Consider the following 15,126-nt stretch of genomic DNA (forward strand, 5'->3'; position numbering starts at 1 on the left):
CGGGCGGGTGACTGGGGCCCGCGGGCTCCGGCCCACGCTCGCGGGATGAGACCGAGCGTCGAGAGGCGGTCGAACCGCGAATGGGTCCTGCGCCCGCGGGCCCCAGCCACCCACCCGAGTCACACCGAGCTTTGCTGTCGAGGGAGTCAACAGACCCGCACGGATTGCCGCACCGCGCGGTGCATCGCAGGGCGGCGGGGCTGGCTGCGGTCGCAGGCCCCATTCGCGGCCCGTCCGCTGATCCTGCGCTCGGTCTCATCCCGCGAGCGTGGGCCGGAGACCGCAGCCAGCCCCGCCGCCCTGCCGCCCGGTCCAGGCAAGCGGCTGCAGCGTCATCACCCACCAGACACAAAAAAGCCGACCCCAAGGCCGGCTTCGATCACCCCTCCGAGCCGTCCAAGGACGACCCGAAGAAATCAGTCCATCACGCGAAGTTGGCTTCCGCGAACGACCAGTTCACCAGGTTGTTCAGGAAGGCCTCGACGAACTTAGGACGCGCATTGCGATAGTCGATGTAGTAGGCGTGTTCCCACACGTCGATCGTCAGCAGCGCCTTGTCGGCGGTGGTCAGCGGGGTGCCGGCGGCGCCGGTGTTGACGATGTCGACCGAGCCGTCGGCCTTCTTCACCAGCCAGGTCCAGCCCGAACCGAAGTTGCCCACGGCGCTCTTGGTGAAGGCTTCCTTGAAGGCGGCGTAGCTGCCCCACTTGGCATCGATGGCCGCGGCCAGCGCACCGGTCGGCGCGGCGCCGCCGGCGGGCTTCATGCAGTTCCAGAAGAAGGTGTGGTTCCAGACCTGGGCGGCGTTGTTGTAGACCGGGCCGCTGGCCTTCTTGACGATCTCTTCGAGCGCCAGACCGGCGAACTCGGTGCCGCCGATCAGGTTGTTCAGGTTGGTGACGTAGGCCTGATGGTGCTTGCCGTGGTGGTATTCGAAGGTTTCCTTCGAGATGAACGGCGCCAGGGCGTCGATCGCGTAAGGCAGGGCGGGCAGCGTGTGTTCCATGATCGGATCCCTCGTCGGTGGCGTGATTGCTGCGATGCAGCGGGTTGAATGCGGCGCATTGTAGGCAAGCGATCGCGGACGTGCTTGCCACCGGAAACCGCCGTCAAACCGGGTCGGACGGCGTCACTTCCGGCCCGTGCGCCGGGGTGGATCAGCGCCTGGCCATGGCGGGCAGAACGGCCTCGACGACGCTGTCGACGCGGCCGTCCTGCAGCACCGCGCTCAGGCGCTGGCCGGGCTGCAGCGCGCGCACGCTCGTCACCGGCTGGCCGCTCGCGTCGTTGAGCCAGGCGTAGCCGCGCCGCAGCACCTGGCCCGGGTCGAGTGCGGCGTGCCGGGCAGCCAGCACCGCCAGCGTCTGCTCGCGCGACTGCAGCGCCCGTGCGCCAGCGTCCTGCAAGCGGGACTGCAGCCGTTCGAGCCGGTGCTGCTGGCCCTGCAGCCAGACCGGTGCGGCGCGGGCGTGGCGTTGTTCGAGCAGCGCCAGCCGCTGCAGATGGCCGCGCAATGCGTCGGCCGGGCGCGCCAGGCGCTGGGCGATGCGGTCCAGGCGCTGGGCGTCGCGGTCAAGCCGGTGGTGCACCCGCTGACTCAGCCAGCGCGCCTGCTGGGCGAGCGCCTGCAGGCAGTCGGCGCGTGCCGGCGCCGCCAGCTCGGCGGCGGCGGTCGGCGTGGGGGCGCGCAGGTCGGCGGCGAAATCGGCCAGCGTGAAGTCGGTTTCGTGGCCGACGCCGCAGATCACCGGCAGCGGCGATGCCGCGATCGCACGCACCACCTGCTCGTCGTTGAAGGCCCAGAGGTCTTCGAGCGAGCCGCCGCCGCGGCAGACCAGCAGCGTCTGCACCTCGGCGCGCTGGCCGGCCAGACGGATCGCCTCGACCAGCTGCGCCGGCGCGTCCGCGCCCTGCACGCTCGCCGGATAGATCACCAGCCGGACCTGCGGCGCACGCCGTTGCAGCGCGCTGGCCACGTCGCGCAAAGCCGCCGCGGCGAGCGAGGTGACGACGCCGATGGCCGCCGGATACGGCTCGATCGGGCGCTTGCGCGACGGCTCGAACAGACCCTCGCCTTCGAGCCGGGCCTTGAGCCGCAGGAACTGCTCCATCAGCGCGCCGGCACCGGCCGGGCGCATGGCCTCGACGATCAGCTGCAGCTCGCCGCGCGGCTCGTAGACCGCCAGCCGGCCGCGCAGCTCGACCTGCTGGCCGTCACGCGGCGTGAAGTCGAGCATCGAGGCGGCGCGGCGGAACATCGCGCAGCGCAGGCCGGCGCTGCCGTCGACCGACCGCAGGTTGAAGTAGCAGTGCCCGCTGGCCGCGCGGGTCACGCCGGCGAGCTCGCCGCGCACCGCCACCGCGCCGAAGCGCGCCTGCAGCGCATCGCCGACGGCCTGCACCAGCGCGGCCACGTCCCAGACCATCGGCTGGGCGCGGTTCTCAGGCAAGGCCATCACCGACCTCCCGATCGCGTGGAAACCCTTTATCCATCGACCCCGTGTCATCCACAGCCGCGCCGATGGCTGTCAGGGCGGCCCTTTCGCTGTCACGAGCCTTTAACATACGTGTAAGTCATTGATTTATAAAGATATTTCCGTGAGCAAAAAAGCAGCAATCCACTGAAACCCTCGTTCTGACGGGACCTTGCGTGCGTCCGTACCGGGTTGCCCACAAAGTTATCCACAGAAAATGGGGATGAATCGGGTTCTTCGGGCCTGTGGATGACGTCGACACGGCGCCTGCGCCGATGCCTGCCCGGCGCCCTGCGCCGCCGCCGAAAACCGCCGCCGCGCCAGCAGCCATAATCGCGTCCGCTGTCTTCAGGCACCCTGTCGCGAGGGTGCCAGCCTGAGCCCGGGGGATCTCTTTGTTTTCGATCATACAAGCCGCTGGATGGCCGATCTGGCCCTTGATTCTGTGCTCCATCGCCGCGCTGGCGCTGATCATCGAGCGCCTCGCCAACCTGCGTGAAGTCAAGGTGGCACCGCCCAAGCTGCTCGACGAAGTGCTGGGCCTGACACGCAGCGGCCTGCCGTCCGACGACGTGCTGCGCAAGCTGGCCGACAACTCGGTGCTCGGCTCGGTGCTCGCCGCCGGCATCCGCAGCGCGACGCCTTCGCGCGGCACCAACGAGGCGCAGCTGCGCAAGGCCTTCGAGTCGGCCGGCCGCGCCGCCGTGCACAAGCTCGAGCGCTACCTCAACGCGCTGGGCACCATCGCGTCGGCGGCGCCGCTGCTGGGCCTGCTCGGCACGGTGGTGGGCATGATCGAGATCTTCGGCGCGCAGAGCCCGACCTCGGGCAGCAACCCGGAAATGCTCGCCCACGGCATCTCGGTGGCGCTCTACAACACCGCCTTCGGCCTGATCATCGCGATCCCGTCGCTGATGTTCTACCGCTACTTCCGCGGCCGGGTCGACGCCTTCGTGCTCGATCTCGAACTGGCCGCCGAGCGCCTGCTGCCGCACCTGCTGCGCCACGGATCATGAACTTCCGCCCCCGCCGCCCCGAAGAGCCGGAGATCAACCTGATCCCCTTCATCGACGTGCTGCTGGTCGTGCTGATCTTCCTGATGCTGTCGACCACCTACTCGCGCTTCACCGAGCTGAAGGTCACGCTGCCGGTGGCCGACGCCAACCAGCTCGACAACCCGCCGCGCGAGATCCTGGTGGCGGTCTCGGCCGAGGGCCGTTACAGCGTCAACCGCCAACTGGTCGGCCAGCCGGGCGTCGAAGGCCTGACGGCGGCGCTCAGCAACGCCGCGCAGGGTGACTTCAAGCGCCCGCTGATCATCTCGGCCGATGCCATGGCAGCCCACCAGAGCGTGATCAACGTCATGGACGCGGCCCGCCGGGTCGGCTTGAGCCAGCTCACGTTCGCGGCGCAGAACAGCCGCAGCCCGGCCCGTTGAGCGGCACGGCGGACCGGCTGGCCGCGCGCATCGAACGCGCCTGGCAGGACGGCGGCGCGCTGCAATGGGCGCTGCGCCCGCTGGCGCTGCTGATGCGGGGCGCGGTGACGGCGCGGCGCGCGCTCTATCGCTGCGGGGCGTGGCGCACCGAGCGCCTGGGCGTGCCGGTGATCGTGGTCGGCAACCGGGTGGCGGGCGGTGCGGGCAAGACGCCGACCACGCTCGCCATCGTGGCCGCGCTGCAGCAGGCGGGCCGACAGCCCGGCATCGTCTCGCGCGGCCACGGCAGCCGCGAGCGGGAGGCCCGCCCGGTGTCGGCGGACTCGACCGCGCAGTCGGTCGGCGACGAACCGCTGCTGATGCAGCGCCGCGCCCAGGTGCCGGTGTGGGTCGGGCGCGACCGGGTGGCCGCCGGACGGGCGCTGCTGGCCGCGCACCCGCAGGTCGACGTGCTGGTCTGCGACGACGGCCTGCAGCACCTGCGCCTGCGCCGCGATGTCGAGGTGATCGTGTTCGACGAACGTGGCGCCGGCAACGGCTGGCTGCTGCCGGCCGGCCCGCTGCGTGAACCGATCGACGCGCCGACCGACGCCCGCCAGATCGTGCTCTACAACGCCGAACGGCCGAGCACCGCCCTGCCCGGCCATTGCGCGCGGCGCCGGCTGGCCGGGCTGGTCGAACTCGGCGCCTGGTGGCAAGGTGCCGACGCACGGGCAGAACTGCCGCCCGAACTGAAGCGGCAGCCGGTGCTGGCCAGTGCCGGCATCGGCCAGCCCGGGCGTTTCTTCGACAGCTTGCGCACCCTCGGCCTCGCGATCGAGCCTTGGCCGCTGCCGGATCACCACGGCTTCGACACCTTGCCCTGGCCGGCCCAGACGCGCGACGTGATCGTCACGGAGAAAGACGCCGTCAAGCTCCCCCTGCAACGCCTGCGTGCCGAACGGCCCGGTCTGCGGGTGTGGGTCGCGCCGCTGCTGTTCGATCTGCCCGAGACCTTTGTCAGCGAGTTGCTGGCCGCACTGCCGGCCCGCCGGCCCGATTGAACAACCGCCGGCCTGCTGCGCCAGCCGCACGAGTCGCGCTAGGATCACCCAATGGACACTCGACTGATGGATTTGCTGGTCTGCCCTCTGTGCAAGGGGCCGCTGGCCCACGACCACGCCACGCATGAACTGGTCTGCAAGGCCGACCGGCTGGCGTTTCCGATCCGTGACGGCATCGCCGTGATGCTCGAAAGCCAGGCTCGATCGATCGATCAACCCGCGGCCGAATCGGCACCCGCCGACCTGTCGTCATGAGCACGCCGGGCCGATCCGATCAGGACGCGGGGGCAGGAACGCCGCCGGTGGATCCGGCCGTGAGCTTCACCGTGCTGGTGCCCGCCCGGCTGGCGTCGACCCGCCTGCCGCGCAAGGCGCTGGCCGATCTGGGTGGCCTGCCGATGGTCGTGCGGGTGGCGCAGCGTTGCGCGCTCAGCGGCGCCAGCGCGGTCGTCGTCGCCACCGACAGCGAGGAGATCCGCGCCGCCTGCGCCGCCCACGGCGTGCGCGCCCTGATGACCCGCGCCGATCACCCGACCGGCAGCGACCGCCTGGCCGAGGCCTGCGTGCAGCTCGGCCTGGACGGGCGCGACATCGTCGTCAACGTGCAGGGCGACGAGCCGCTGATCGAGCCCGGCCTGATCGACGCCTGCGCCGGCCTGCTGGCGCAGCGCAGCGACTGCGTGATGAGCACCGCCGCGCACGCGCTCGACGACGTCGAGGAATACGGCAACCCGAATGTCGTCAAGGTGGTGACCGACGCAGTCGGGCGGGCGCTGTACTTCTCGCGCGCGCCGCTGCCGTGGTGGCGCGACGGCTATGCCTCCGGCGTGCTGGCGCTGCCCGATCCGGCGCCGCTGCGCCACATCGGCATCTACGGCTACAGCGCCGGTTTCCTGCGGCGCTTCCCGAGCCTGCCCGAGAGCCCGCTCGAGCGCATCGAGTCGCTCGAACAGCTGCGCGTGCTCTGGCACGGCGAACGCATCGCGGTGCACCTGAGCGCGGTGCGCCCCGGGCCCGGCATCGACACCCCCGAAGACCTCGAACGCGTGCGCCGCCACTTCGGCTGAAGCACCCGCCAGCGCGCGCGCCAGCCCGGCTCGCGCGGGCCCGTGTAGCGGCTGCGGCACGGCTGCGCCAGGGGCGAAACGTCAGTTTCGTCACAGGGGTCGCATGCTATTCTTGATTTGACAAAGACCCTCATGAGGGCTGCGCATGGCAGCCACGTGCAGACCGGACATTCCCGAGGAGATCCATGAGACTGATTCTGTTGGGCGCCCCTGGCGCTGGCAAAGGCACCCAGGCCGCGTTCATCTGCCGCAAGTACGGCATCCCACAGATCTCCACCGGAGACATGTTGCGTGCGGCCGTGAAGGCCGGCACCGAGATGGGCCTGGCGGCCAAGAAGGTGATGGACGCCGGTGGCCTGGTGAGTGACGACATCATCATCGGCCTGGTCAAGGAGCGCATCCTGCAGGACGACTGCGCCAACGGCTTCCTGTTCGACGGTTTCCCGCGCACGATCCCGCAGGCCGAGGCGATGAAGGCCGCCGGCGTCAAGCTCGACCTGGTGCTCGAGATCGACGTGCCCAGCGAAGCCATCATCGAGCGCATGAGCGGTCGCCGCTCGCACCCGGCGTCGGGGCGCACCTACCACGTCAAGTTCAACCCGCCCAAGGTGGACGGCGTCGACGACGTGACCGGCGAGCCGCTGGTGCAGCGCGACGACGACAAGGAAGAGACCGTGCGCAAGCGCCTGGAGGTCTACCAGGCGCAGACCCGTCCGCTGGTCGACTACTACTCGGCCTGGGCCGCCACCGGCGACGCCGCCGCGCCGCGCTACGCCAAGATCGAAGGCCTGGGCACGGTCGAGGAGATCACCGCCCGCGCGCTCGCCGCACTCGGCTGAGCACGCCGCCGACACGACGATCGAGCCGCCTGCGGGCGGCTTTTTTGCGCCGACCAATTGACGTTTACGTCAACGTCAACTCAAATCCGCATCCCCTCCCCGTTACCTCCCCCGTTCCCCCCTCCATCCCCATCACCGACAAGGCAGACAGATCCATGGACATCGCAGGCAAGGTTTTCATCGTCACCGGCGCAGCCTCCGGGCTGGGCGAAGGCACGGCGCGCATGCTCGCCCGCGAAGGCGCAACCGTGGTGCTGGCCGATCTGCAGGTCGAGCGCGGCCAGCAGGTCGCCGCCGAGATCGGCGGCGCCTTCGTGCGCTGTGACGTCTCGAACGAGGACGACGGCCGCGCCGTGGTCGCGCAGGCGGTCGCGCTCGGCAAGCTGATGGGGTTGGTGAATTGCGCCGGCATCGCACCTGCGATCAAGACCGTCGGCAAGGACGGCGCCCACCCGCTGGCGGCCTTCAGCAAGACCATCACCGTCAACCTGATCGGCAGCTTCAACATGATCCGCCTGGCCGCCGAGGCGATGTGCAAGAACGAGCCCGAGTCCACCGGCGAGCGCGGCGTGCTGATCAACACCGCCAGCGTGGCGGCCTACGACGGCCAGATCGGCCAGGCGGCCTACGCCGCCAGCAAGGGCGGCGTGGTCGGCATGACGCTGCCGATCGCGCGCGACCTGGCGCGCAACGGCATCCGCTGCATGACGATCGCGCCGGGCATCTTCGGCACGCCGATGCTGTTCGGCATGCCGCAGGAGGTGCAGGACGCGCTGGCCGCCGGCGTGCCCTTCCCGAGCCGGCTCGGCACGCCCACCGACTACGCCAAGCTGGTGCATCAGATCGTCACCAACGAGATGCTCAACGGCGAGGTGATCCGCCTGGACGGCGCGATCCGCCTGGCACCGCGCTGAACCGTCGCGGCGCTTGGCGCTGCTTAACATCGCCCGGTTGCAGTTCCGGGAGTTGTCGATGTCATCACGCCGATGGGCCGCCACGGTGGCCGCCTGCCTTGGCCTGGCAGGCTGCATCGGTGCACCGCCGCCACATGCCGGCGACCGGCCGGCGCAGCCCGAGGCGGCATCCGGCCACGTCGAGCAACAGGGCTGGTCGAGCACCCGCTACTCGGTGGCCGCCGCCAACCCGCTGGCCACCCAGGCCGGGTACGGCGTGCTGAAAGCCGGCGGCAGCGCGGTCGACGCGGCCATCGCCGTGCAGATGGTGCTGGGGCTGGTCGAGCCGCAGTCGAGCGGCATCGGCGGCGGCGCGTTCCTGATGCACTGGGACGGCCGCCAGGTGCGGTCCTACGACGGCCGCGAAACGGCACCCGCAGGTGTCGACGACAAGCTCTTCCTGCAAGGCGACGGCCGGCCGATGGCCTTCCATGACGCAGCGGTCGGCGGCCGCGCGGTGGGAGTGCCCGGCACGCTGCGCATGCTTGAAATCGCTCACCGGGCGCACGGTCGACTGCCGTGGGCGGCGCTGTTCGAACCGGCCATCACGCTGGCCGAAAGCGGCTTCCGGGTCAGCCCGCGGCTGCACGCGCTGCTGCGAGGCGATCAGCACCTGCGCAAGGACATCACCGCAGCGCGTCAGTTCTACGCCGACGATGGGCAGCCCTTGCCCGTCGGCACGCTGCTGCGCAACCCCGCACTGGCGGCGGTGATGCGCACGGTGGCCGAGCACGGCGCCGACGCGTTCTACGGCGGCGCCATCGCTCGCAGCATCGTCGGCAAGGTGCAGGGCCACGCATCCAACCCGGGCCGGCTGAGTGCGCAGGATCTCGTCGATTACCGCGCCCAAGTGCGCGCGCCGCTGTGCGCCGATTGGCAGCGCTGGCGGCTGTGCGGCATGGGGCCGCCGTCGTCGGGCCAGATCGCGGTGATGCAGATCCTCGGCACGCTCGACCACGTCGTGCCGACCGCGGCCGTGCCGTTGCAAGACGGGATCCCGAGCGCCGACTTCCTGCACCTGTACACCGAAGCGTCGAAGCTGGCTTTTGCCGACCGGGCCCGGCACGTCGCCGACCCCGATTTCGTTGCCGCCCCCGCGGGGCGCTGGAGCAGCCTGCTCGATGCGAGCTACCTGCGCGAGCGCGCCGCGCTGATCGGACCGCAAACGATGCCGACCGCCCCGCCCGGCCAACCCGGAGGGCAGCGTTCCGCCTGGGCGGCGCAGCCGGAGCAGCCCGAATACGGCACCTCGCACATTTCGATCGTCGACGCGCAGGGCCAGGCGGTGGCGATGACGAGCACCATCGAGGATCAGTTCGGAGCCCGCCAGATGGTCGACGGCGGCACCGGGCTGCCGGGCGGGTTCCTGCTCAACAACGAGCTGACGGATTTCTCGTTCGCGCCCACCGACGCCCAGGGCCGGCCGATCGCCAACCGCGTGCAGCCCGGCAAACGGCCACGTTCGAGCATGAGCCCGACGCTGGTGTTCGACCGCGCCGGCGGCCAGCTGCAGATGAGCGCGGGCTCGCCGGGCGGTGCGCTGATCATCCACTTCACCGCCAAGGCGCTGCTCGGCACGCTGGCCTGGGGCCTGGACGCCCAGCAGGCCATCGCGCTGCCCAACTTCGGCACCACCGGCGGCCCGGTGCTGCTCGAAGCCGGGCGCTTTCCACCCGCCACACGGAACACCCTGAAGACGCGCGGCCACTCGGTCATCGAACTCGACCTGACGAGCGGCCTGCAGGCGATCGAACGACGTGGCGGCGGCTGGTTCGGTGGCGCCGATCCACGCCGCGAGGGCATCGTGATGGGCGATTGAGGCGGCCGGTCAGCGCCCCAGGACGGTTCGCTAGACTCGCGGCGTGATCCCCCAAGGCTTTATCCAGGACCTGCTCGCCCGCGCCGACATCGTCGCGGTGGTGGGCCGCAGCGTCCAGCTCAAGAAGACCGGCGCCAACTACAGCGGCCTGTGCCCGTTCCACGCCGAAAAATCGCCCAGCTTCACGGTCAGCGCGACCAAGCAGTTCTATCACTGCTTCGGCTGCGGGGCCAACGGCAACGCGATCGGTTTCCTGATGGAAGCCAGCGGCATGACCTTCGTCGACGCAGTGCACGAGCTCGCGCAGGAAGTCGGCGCAACGGTCCCGGAAGAAAACACCAGCCCCGAACAACGCGAGAAGGCCGCCCAGGCGCGCGCCCAGCAGCTCACGCTGACGGAGCTGCAGGCGCAGGCCGCGGCCCACTACCGCAAGCAGCTCAAGGCCAGCCCGAAGGCGATCGACTACCTCAAGCGGCGCGGTCTGACCGGCGAGATCGCGGCCCGTTTCGGCCTCGGCTACGCGCCGCCCGGCCACCACGGCCTGGCGAGCGCGTTTGCACGTTACGACGACCCGCTGCTGGTCGAATCGGGGCTGGTGATCCTCGACGAAGGCCAGGATCAGCGCCGCCACGACCGTTTTCGCGATCGGATCATGTTCCCGATCCGCAACGTCAAGGGCGAGATCATCGGCTTCGGCGGGCGGGTGCTCGACGACAGCAAGCCGAAGTATCTGAACTCGCCCGAGACGCCAGTGTTCGTCAAGGGCCACGAGCTGTACGGCCTGTACGAGGCGCGCCAGGCGATCCGCCAGCGCGGCCACGTGCTGGTCACCGAGGGCTACATGGACGTGGTGGCGCTGGCGCAGCTCGGCTTCGACCAGGCGGTGGCCACGCTCGGCACCGCCTGCACCGCCGACCACGTGCAGAAGCTGGTGCGCCACACCGACCAGGTCGTCTTCAGCTTCGACGGCGACAACGCCGGCCGGCGCGCGGCCATGCGGGCGATGGAGGCGGTGCTGCCGTTTGCCACCGACACGCGCAGCTTCCGCTTCCTGTTCCTGCCGGCCGAACACGATCCCGACTCCTACGTGCGAGCCGAGGGGGCCGAGGCGTTCGAGCGCCGCATCGCCGAGGCATTGCCGCTGTCGAGCCAGATGCTGCAGGTGGCGGGCGCCGACTGCGACCTCGTCACGCCCGAAGGACGCGCACGCCTGGTCGCCCAGGCCGAACCGCTGTGGCGCGCGCTGCCCGCAGGCGTGCTGCGCATGCAGATGGTCAACGAGTTCGCGCAGGTCGCCCAGCTCAATGCCGCCGATCTGGCGGCCCGCTGGGGCGCGGGGCCGCCGCGGGCGCCGGCGCAGTCGCAGGAACAGCCGTACGCGCCGTCGTACCCGTCCACGCCGGGGCGTGGCAAGTTCCAGCGCCGGGACGGCCGACCCGGCAAGGACAGCGACCTCATGGCGCAACTCGCGAGCCGCGCCGGTGGCCGCCGGCCGAATGCGCACCGCCCCGAAGACCGCGCCGCCTGGTTACTGCTGCAGCGCAGCGAGTGGTGGGCCGGGCTGTCGGGCGCCGATCACGACCTGCTGTGCGAACTGCCGGGCTGGCACGGCGAGCTGTTCCGGCACCTCGACCAGATGCACATGGAGTCCGAGCCGCTGTCCTGGCCCGAGCTGCGCGACACCCTGGTGCAGTTCGAGTGGTGCAGCACGGCGATCGCGCTGGTCGACGCGGCCATCCAGGGCATCGAGCCGCTGCTCGAGGATCTGCAGCCCGTCATCACGCAGATCCGGGGCGCCGTGCCGCAGGCCGAGGGCTGGCGCCTGCTGGGTCGGATTTGATGTTCCGGGTATAATCCTCGGCTGTCTCCAAACGGCAAGAGGACAGCAGCGCCTGCCGGCCCCGGCCACCCGCGACACGGGTCACTTCAGCGGCCAACACACCGCCAGCGCTGCATGAACAGATGTCCACACCCGCTTGCCCGCCTGATGATCGGTTCCACCGCACGCCCTGCGTGCGTGCGCCTGTTGCCGCTTGATGTACCCATGACGCCGCATCAAGCACCTGATGTGCTGATGATGCAGATTGATCGCCACGGCGCACCGACTTGAGCCTCAGGCCCCCGTCACCACTTATGTCCAGTCGAGCCCATTGCCGAGGAATCGCATGACCGCGAAGAAGAGCGCCCCCGCCACGTCCACCCTGACCGACGACAACCTGCCGGCCGCTGCTGCACCCGAAGGCAAGACCGTGCGCGTCGTCCGGGTGGCCAAGGCTGCCAAGGCTGCAGCGCCCGGCGAAGAAACGACCCCCACCGTTGCGGTCAAGCGCGGACGCAAGCCCAAGGCAGCCGCCGAGCCGGCCAAGAAGGCCGAGTCCAAGCCTGCGCTGGGGGGCGAGGAGGATTTCGCCGACATCGAAGCCGAACTCGAAGGCGAGGTCGAAGTCGAGGCGGAGGGCGAAGTCGAGACGGTCGCGCTCGAAGGCACGGGTGAAGTCACGCCCAAGGCCAAGCCGCTGCGCATGAAGGTCAGCCGGGCCAAGGAACGCGCGCTGATGCGCGAGTTCGGCCTCGACGAGACCATGCTGACCGAAGAGGAAGTCGCCAAGCGCCGCTCGGAGCTCAAGACCCTCATCAAGATGGGCAAGACGCGCGGTTTCCTGACGCATCAGGAAATCAACGACCACCTGCCCGAGAAGCTGGTCGAGGCCGAGATCCTCGAAGCCATCGTGTCGATGCTCAACGACATGGGCATCGCGGTCTACGAGCAGGCGCCCGACGCGGCCACGCTGCTGATCGCCGGCGGCGGCACCACCACCTCGACCGAAGAAGAAGCCGAAGAAGCCGCCGAAGCCGCGCTGTCGACGGTCGACTCCGAGTTCGGCCGCACGACCGACCCGGTGCGCATGTACATGCGCGAGATGGGCACCGTCGAGCTGCTGACGCGTGAAGGCGAGATCGAGATCGCCAAGCGCATCGAAGGCGGTCTGCAGGCGATGATGCTGGCGATTTCGGCCTCGCCGGCCACCATCGCCGAAGTGCTGGAAATGGCCAACAAGATCCGCGCCGGCACGGACCCGATCTCGAGCGTGGTCGACGGCTTCGTGGCCGCCGACGAGGCCGACGACTACGTCGCCGAAGAAGACTTCGACGAGTTCGACGAAGAAGAAGACGACGACGGCAACGGCGGCTCCAAGGCCCTGACCAAGAAGCTCGAGGAGCTGAAGAACCAGGCGCTGGTGAAGTTCGACGCGCTGCAGCTCGACTTCGACAAGATGCGCAAGGCCTACGACAAGGACGGCTACAAGTCGCCGGCCTACAACAAGGCGCAGGAAGCGATCAGCGGCCAGCTGATGACGGTGCGCTTCACGGTCAAGACGATCGAGAAGCTGTGCGACCTGCTGCGCTCGCAGGTGGACGACATCCGGCGCTTCGAGCGCGAGCTGCGCAAGATCGTGGTCGACCGCTGCGGCATGCCGCAGGAGTACTTCATCAAGAGCTTCCCGCCCAATATCCTGAACCTGGAGTGGGCCGAGAACGAGATCGCCGCCAACAAGCCCTACAGCGCCGTGATGAGCCGCAACCTGCCGGCCATCCAGGAACTGCAGCAGAAGCTGACCGATCTGCAGACCAAGGCGGTGGTGCCGATCGACGATCTCAAGCAGATCAACCGGCGCATGAACGAGGGCGAAGCCAGTTCGCGCGAAGCCAAGCGCGAGATGATCGAGGCCAACCTGCGCCTCGTGATCTCCATCGCCAAGAAGTACACCAACCGCGGCCTGCAGTTCCTCGACCTGATCCAGGAAGGCAACATCGGCCTGATGAAGGCGGTCGACAAGTTCGAATACCGCCGCGGCTACAAGTTCTCGACCTACGCGACGTGGTGGATCCGTCAGGCCATCACCCGCTCGATCGCCGATCAGGCCCGCACCATCCGCATTCCGGTGCACATGATCGAGACGATCAACAAGATGAACCGTCTCTCGCGTCAGCACTTGCAGGAGTTCGGTTTCGAGCCCGACGCGCCTTCTCTGGCCGAGAAGATGGAGATGCCCGAGGACAAGATCCGCAAGATCATGAAGATCGCGAAAGAGCCGATCTCCATGGAAACGCCGATCGGCGACGACGACGATTCGCATCTGGGCGACTTCATCGAGGACACCAACAACACCGCGCCGATCGAGGCGGCGATGCAGTCGGGCCTGCGCGACGTGGTGCGCGACATCCTCGACAGCCTGACGCCGCGCGAGGCCAAGGTGCTGCGCATGCGCTTCGGCATCGAGATGAGCACCGACCACACGCTCGAAGAAGTCGGCAAGCAGTTCGACGTGACGCGCGAGCGCATCCGCCAGATCGAGGCCAAGGCGATCCGCAAGCTCAAGCACCCGAGCCGTTCGGACAAGCTGCGCACCTATCTGGACAATCTGTAAATTGCAGACCCCCATGCTCGGGGGATACCGCATCCCCTTGCCTGAAGGCCCGGTTCACCGGGCCTTTTGTCTTTTGAGAACAGCGACCGTGTCGTGCGTCACGCAACGGCACGCTAAACTTCGCATCCATGCCGCAGACTGTCACCTGCACCGTTTTGTTTGCCGATCTGCGCGGCAGCACCTCGCTCTACGAAAGCCTGGGTAACGCCGAAGCCGCTTCGGTCGTCACTCAAAGCGTTTCCGTGGTGGGGCGGATCATCGAGGGCCAGGGAGGCCGGGTGATCAAGACCCTGGGGGATGGCCTGATGGCCGTCTTCAAGGGGCCGCTGCCCGCGATCCGCGCCGCCGAAGAAGTCCACGAATCGATCGATCGCGTGATGGGTGCGTCACGCCCGGCGAGCCAGCCCGTGATGCGGGTCCAGATCGCCATGGTTCATGGCGAAATGATCGAGGTCGCCGGCGACTGCTTCGGCGATGCCGTCAACGTGTCGGCCCGGCTGCTCGATGCCGCCGGCGACAACGAGACGCTGCTCACCACCCAGACCCTCGAACCGCTGCCCCCGGAGATGCGCAAGCGCTTTCGCAGGCTCGAGCGCCTGCATCTGCGCGGGCGTGTCGAACCGGTCGAAGTCTGGCGCCTCGAGCCGCGGCGCGGCCAGGATGCAGCGTCGACGATGTTCGGCGACAGCGCCCCGACCGCCGCGCCCGAAGGCATCCGGCTGGCCAGCGAAGGGGTTTCACGCATCCACACGGTGCGCAGCCTGCCGGTGATCATCGGCCGCAGCCACGAGGCCAACTATTGCGTCGACGACAGCCGCGTCTCGCGCAGCCACGCCCGCATCGAGTGGCACAGCGGCAACTTCCAGCTCACCGACCTGAGCTCGAACGGCACCTACGTGCGCTTCGGCCGCCAGTCCGAGGTGGTGACGCTGCGCCGCGGCGCCTGCACGCTGCACGGCCGCGGCGTGATCTGCATGGGCGTGAGCCCGAACGTGCTCAACGCACCGACCATCAGCTTCGAGATCCTGCGCTTCGACGACACCGATCCGCAGCCGATCTGACG

13 protein-coding genes are annotated in these 15,126 nt (G+C 69.2%); 11 read left to right on the forward strand and 2 right to left on the reverse strand.

Features of this window, described 5'->3' with window-relative positions; translation table 11 throughout:
• Window positions 1-424: 424 nt before the first annotated feature.
• Window positions 425-1,006 carry a superoxide dismutase gene (locus LCHO_RS12765; RefSeq protein WP_012347572.1) on the reverse strand — a complete coding sequence of 194 codons (582 nt, stop codon included), beginning with the start codon at window positions 1,004-1,006 and terminating at the stop codon, window positions 425-427.
• Window positions 1,007-1,157: 151 nt separating this feature from the next.
• Window positions 1,158-2,456, reverse strand: coding sequence for an exodeoxyribonuclease VII large subunit (xseA, locus tag LCHO_RS12770; protein ID WP_012347573.1), 1,299 nt, complete (start codon window positions 2,454-2,456; stop codon window positions 1,158-1,160).
• Window positions 2,457-2,869: 413 nt separating this feature from the next.
• On the opposite strand from xseA, the gene LCHO_RS12775 reads away from it, so the two are divergent.
• From LCHO_RS12775 to LCHO_RS12825, 11 genes are all read left to right on the forward strand, one after another.
• Window positions 2,870-3,490, forward strand: a complete 621-nt coding sequence (locus tag LCHO_RS12775) for a MotA/TolQ/ExbB proton channel family protein (RefSeq protein WP_043704279.1) — start codon at window positions 2,870-2,872, stop codon at window positions 3,488-3,490.
• Window positions 3,487-3,912 (forward strand): ExbD/TolR family protein, encoded by a 426-nt coding sequence (locus tag LCHO_RS12780; protein ID WP_012347575.1) that lies wholly within the window; start codon window positions 3,487-3,489, stop codon window positions 3,910-3,912. The genes LCHO_RS12775 and LCHO_RS12780 overlap by 4 nt, the downstream gene beginning before the upstream one ends.
• Window positions 3,909-4,955 (forward strand): tetraacyldisaccharide 4'-kinase, encoded by a 1,047-nt coding sequence (gene lpxK / locus LCHO_RS12785; protein ID WP_012347576.1) that lies wholly within the window; start codon window positions 3,909-3,911, stop codon window positions 4,953-4,955. Before LCHO_RS12780 ends, lpxK begins: the two co-directional genes overlap by 4 nt.
• A gap of 51 nt (window positions 4,956-5,006) precedes the next feature.
• Complete coding sequence (locus tag LCHO_RS12790; protein WP_012347577.1) at window positions 5,007-5,210, forward strand: Trm112 family protein; 204 nt, start codon at window positions 5,007-5,009, stop codon at window positions 5,208-5,210.
• A gap of 59 nt (window positions 5,211-5,269) precedes the next feature.
• Window positions 5,270-6,022, forward strand: a complete 753-nt coding sequence (kdsB, locus tag LCHO_RS12795; RefSeq protein ID WP_043705332.1) for a 3-deoxy-manno-octulosonate cytidylyltransferase — start codon at window positions 5,270-5,272, stop codon at window positions 6,020-6,022.
• A 185-nt stretch (window positions 6,023-6,207) separates the two neighbouring features.
• Window positions 6,208-6,861 carry an adenylate kinase gene (gene adk, locus LCHO_RS12800; protein ID WP_012347579.1) on the forward strand — a complete coding sequence of 218 codons (654 nt, stop codon included), beginning with the start codon at window positions 6,208-6,210 and terminating at the stop codon, window positions 6,859-6,861.
• A gap of 155 nt (window positions 6,862-7,016) precedes the next feature.
• On the forward strand, window positions 7,017-7,775 hold the full coding sequence (locus LCHO_RS12805) for a 3-hydroxyacyl-CoA dehydrogenase (RefSeq protein WP_012347580.1): 759 nt from the start codon (window positions 7,017-7,019) through the stop codon (window positions 7,773-7,775).
• Between the two features lie 58 nt (window positions 7,776-7,833).
• A complete protein-coding gene (locus tag LCHO_RS12810) occupies window positions 7,834-9,633 on the forward strand; it encodes a gamma-glutamyltransferase family protein (RefSeq protein ID WP_012347581.1) in 1,800 nt (599 codons plus the stop codon).
• A 43-nt stretch (window positions 9,634-9,676) separates the two neighbouring features.
• A complete protein-coding gene (gene dnaG, locus LCHO_RS12815; protein WP_012347582.1) occupies window positions 9,677-11,473 on the forward strand; it encodes a DNA primase in 1,797 nt (598 codons plus the stop codon).
• Window positions 11,474-11,798: 325 nt separating this feature from the next.
• Window positions 11,799-14,063: an RNA polymerase sigma factor RpoD gene (gene rpoD, locus LCHO_RS12820; protein ID WP_012347583.1), complete on the forward strand. Its 2,265-nt coding sequence runs from the start codon at window positions 11,799-11,801 to the stop codon at window positions 14,061-14,063.
• A gap of 128 nt (window positions 14,064-14,191) precedes the next feature.
• Window positions 14,192-15,124, forward strand: a complete 933-nt coding sequence (locus LCHO_RS12825) for an adenylate/guanylate cyclase domain-containing protein (RefSeq protein WP_012347584.1) — start codon at window positions 14,192-14,194, stop codon at window positions 15,122-15,124.
• The last annotated feature ends 2 nt before the right edge of the window (window positions 15,125-15,126 follow it).

It is taken from the genome of Leptothrix cholodnii SP-6, assembly GCF_000019785.1.
Taxonomy (GTDB): domain Bacteria; phylum Pseudomonadota; class Gammaproteobacteria; order Burkholderiales; family Burkholderiaceae_C; genus Sphaerotilus; species Sphaerotilus cholodnii.

Coding starts and splice junctions, on each gene's coding strand:
- LCHO_RS12780 (WP_012347575.1), top strand. CDS start 3,487: ATGAACTTCCGCCCCCGCCGCCCCGAAGAGCCGGAGATCAACCTGATC.
- LCHO_RS12825 (WP_012347584.1), top strand. CDS start 14,192: ATGCCGCAGACTGTCACCTGCACCGTTTTGTTTGCCGATCTGCGCGGC.
- LCHO_RS12765 (WP_012347572.1), bottom strand. CDS start 1,006: ATGGAACACACGCTGCCCGCCCTGCCTTACGCGATCGACGCCCTGGCG.
- LCHO_RS12805 (WP_012347580.1), top strand. CDS start 7,017: ATGGACATCGCAGGCAAGGTTTTCATCGTCACCGGCGCAGCCTCCGGG.
- LCHO_RS12810 (WP_012347581.1), top strand. CDS start 7,834: ATGTCATCACGCCGATGGGCCGCCACGGTGGCCGCCTGCCTTGGCCTG.
- adk (WP_012347579.1), top strand. CDS start 6,208: ATGAGACTGATTCTGTTGGGCGCCCCTGGCGCTGGCAAAGGCACCCAG.
- LCHO_RS12790 (WP_012347577.1), top strand. CDS start 5,007: ATGGACACTCGACTGATGGATTTGCTGGTCTGCCCTCTGTGCAAGGGG.
- rpoD (WP_012347583.1), top strand. CDS start 11,799: ATGACCGCGAAGAAGAGCGCCCCCGCCACGTCCACCCTGACCGACGAC.
- xseA (WP_012347573.1), bottom strand. CDS start 2,456: ATGGCCTTGCCTGAGAACCGCGCCCAGCCGATGGTCTGGGACGTGGCC.